Genomic DNA, 3,860 nt, shown 5'->3' with positions numbered 1-3,860 from the left:
CAAGGCTAAAGCCAGAGGTTTTAGAAGTTACAGAAATTTTAAAATAGTAACCTTTTTGATTACAGGAAAACTTAATTTTGGTCAACTCAATAAACACTATTTACCCACTTAAAACTTAGAAGAACCTATAATATATATCTTTTATTCAAATCTCAAAATCCAATGGCTGGAGCACTAAAGTTCTATGTAACATATCACTCTCAACCCCCACCACAAATTCCAAAATTTAGTGAAAAAAATTCAAAGGATAATGATAATTTTGTGGTAGTTGTAGATGAAACTGGTAGGTGGATTGTATTCACTAAACAAAATGATACTTATCTCCCACCTCCTGGAATCCATTCTACTTTAACAAAGAACATAGATAATACATATACTTTACGAGAAAAGGATACTACTGAATATAATTTTGATTCAAATGGCAGGTTAACTTCTATAATAGATAGAAATGACAATCAGATAAGTCTTACCTACACCGATAATAAACTTACTCGAATAACCAGTTCATCAGGACGGTTTATTGAACTGGAATATTATCCTGAAGAATACATTAAGTTAATTAGAGATAATATGGGAAGAGAGGTATCTTATATTTATGAAGGAGATAATTTGTTCAAAGTTATTGACCAGCAAGGTAATGAGACTAAATATACATATCTAAATCATAACCTTACTGAAAAAACAGATGCAAACTCAAATTCTATATATTTTACTTACCATTATGATAATGATATGGTAACTGAGGCAAAAGGTGCTGGAAATAATTACAAGCTGAGTTTATCTTATGACCCGGTATACAACAAAATTGTAGTTACAGACTCAAAAGGATATAATACGGAATATTATTATAATGAGAGTAATGTAATAACTAAGATTGTTGACGGAGTAGGTAATATTCAAGAATTTGGCTGGGATACGGATTTAAATAAGATATGGGTTAAAGATGCAAATAAAAATATTACTAACCTGGGCTATGATTCAATGGGTAATCTAATTAGTATTACTCCTCCTCCACCATTTAATGCTCAGATTACTACTCTTACTTATCATCCAACATATAATTTTATAACCTCTATTAAAGATCCTATAAATCCTCCTATTAGATTTACATATAATGATAATACAGGTGATTTACTTTTTGTCACAGACCCATTAGAAAACCAGACCGAATATCAATATAATGAGCACGGACAGTGCATATTGATGATAGATGCTAAACACAATAAAACAAAATATGAATATGAGAATAGATGGGGAGACCTTACTGAGGTAATAGAAGGATATGAAGTATTAAATTATGGAACTCAATTTAGTTATGATGATGTTGGCAATCGAATAAGTATAACAGATGCAAATGGAAATATCACTGAGTATATTTATGACAACTGTAATAGACTCACGGATATAATCTATCCAGGAGATAATGGCACTACGCATTATGAATATGATGGAGTCGGTAATAGAATAAGTATGACAGACGCAAATGGTGTACTAACTACCTATGAATATGATGTTGTTAATCGACCTGGAACTGTTACTATTGACCCATTCGGATTAGCTATTAGAACTGCTTATCAATACGATACTGAGGGAAATAGAATTAGTCTAACTGACTCCAACGGCAATGTTACTCATTATGAATATGACCCATTAAACAGATTAATAAAGGTAATCTCGGAAGACCCGGATGGTCCAGGACCTAAGGAGTCAGGTATTACTATATTTGAATATGACCCGGTGGGTAATAGAACTAAGATGATAGATGGAGAAGGAAATATTACCAGATATGAGTATGATGTATTAAATAGACCTGGGACAGTCACACAGGTTTTAGATGGTAGAGACTTAAAGACTGGCTATGAATATGATGAGGTAGGTAACTTAAGATTTATTACAGATGCCAATGGACATACATCAGAATATCAATATGATGCCTTAAATCGCCTACGATTTAGTATTGACCCATTACTCAATACCACTGAATACCAATATGATGAGGCAGGTAATTTAGATTATAAGATAAGTGCTAATGGGACTATGATTAACTATGTTTATGATGAGGTAAATAGACTAACATCAATAATATATCCAGATACTAAACAGGTAAATTATGAATATGACCCGGTAGGGAACTTAACTAAGATGCAAGATTTTTATTTTAATACCTGGTATGAATATGATGAATTAAATAGATTAAGTACGGAGACTCATTTTGCAGACTTTCTTAAGGTAAGGTATGGTTATGATAATGTAGGAAATAGAATAAGCCTTACTGACCCGTATGGAAGGACACTTAGATACAAATATGATAGAGCCAATCGATTAACTAATTTAGTCTTACAGGATAACAAAGGTACAATTTCATATACCTACAATCCAGTAGGAACTATAAAAGAGGTAGATTATCCTAATTTAGTAAGAGTTTCTTATACCTATGATAATTTAAACAGATTAACCCAACTGGTAAACAGAAACCAGGCAGGAACTATATCTTTCTTTAGTTATGATTATGATAAAGTAGGAAATAGAAATTATATCTTCACAAATAGTGGGACAACAAGTTATAGTTATGATAACCTATACAGGTTGACACATGTGAAATATCCTGAGCAAAGTTTTACTGATTATACCTATGATGATGTAGGTAATCGTGATACGATGACTATTTTAGAAAGGGTAATAAACTATACTTATGATGAGGCAAATAGACTTATTCAAGCAGGGAGTATTACCTACGGTTATGATAATAATGGTAATATAATTGAAAAGGTAACACCGCAAGGGACTATTAGTTATACCTACGATTATGAAAATAGGCTAATAATAGTAAGTAAGGGTTCACAGCCACAGGTTAATTACTATTATGATGGATATGGTAGGAGGTTAGCCAGACAAGTCGGTAATGAGATAACAATCTATCTCTGGGATGGGCAGAAAGAGTTTATGGAGTATGATTTTTGGAGTGCCAGGCCATTAGCAGAATATATTTATGCAAATGACCCGCTTGTATCAAAGGATTTAGTCATGGGAGGATTATTCACCGCTTTCTTCCATCACGATGGATTAGGGAGTATAAGGGATATCACAGATAGGGGAGGAAATGTTCTAACTTCGTATGACTACGATGCATTTGGAGAGGTAAAGCAAGGCTATATTGGCAAATACAACTATAATTCCTTCACAGGCAAACAATATGACCCAGAAAGTAAGTTATTTTACTTCGGCGCCAGATACTATGACCCGAAGGTAGGGAGGTTTATAACAAAAGACCCGATATTAGAGCCGATAGTGTTACAAAGTTTATCCTTGCCTTTTGAAATACTGTTATCAAAACCTTCTCCTGTTATTTTCCTGATTCCTTATATGAAAGAAACTCCTCAAGAGTTTCATCCATATATGTATTGCTACAATAATCCTGTAAACTGGGTAGACCTATGGGGATTATGTTCTGAAGAAGATTGGGGATTATATGGAGGAATAAATTTAAAAGACTGGGGAGCAAAAATAGGAATTATAGGAATTTCTGGAGGAGTGAAAGATACAAAAGCTTATGTAAGTGGGCAACTTTTAGTTTTAGGAATAGAAGCAGGATATAATTGGTGGAATATGCAGTTTTATTATGAACCTTCCATGGGGATTGAATTTCAGGCGGGTCCTTTTTATGGAGGTTGGGATCTTGTAAAATTTACCGAGACACTCTGGAGTCCAGGAATAATGGGGAAATTTCCAGAAATAACGCTGATTTCGATACTCCTTAATTAGAAGTCATTAATTTTATTTTGAGTAAATTTAAGCCTATATTTCAGGTTTTTTATATTAAGAAGTATTATCTTAAAATGGTTTTCTGCCGATAATAGTAA

Annotated in this window: 1 protein-coding gene; it reads left to right on the top strand. The window is 33.1% G+C overall.

The genetic code is table 11. The features are described from left to right. Positions 1-162: 162 nt before the first annotated feature. The gene (locus tag AB1414_17190; GenBank protein MEW6609150.1) at positions 163-3,762 is read left to right on the top strand and encodes an RHS repeat-associated core domain-containing protein; all 3,600 of its coding nucleotides are present in this window, start codon (positions 163-165) and stop codon (positions 3,760-3,762) included. The last annotated feature ends 98 nt before the right edge of the window (positions 3,763-3,860 follow it).

It is taken from the genome of bacterium, from assembly GCA_040755795.1.
Taxonomy (GTDB): Bacteria; UBA9089; CG2-30-40-21; order CG2-30-40-21; family SBAY01; genus JBFLXS01.
The sequence above is the reverse complement of the archived record's forward strand: the minus strand, read 5'-3'. Positions and strand labels throughout refer to the sequence as shown.

Excerpts from the sequence above, each read along its gene's own strand:
- AB1414_17190 (MEW6609150.1), top strand. The coding sequence starts at position 163 with ATGGCTGGAGCACTAAAGTTCTATGTAACATATCACTCTCAACCCCCA.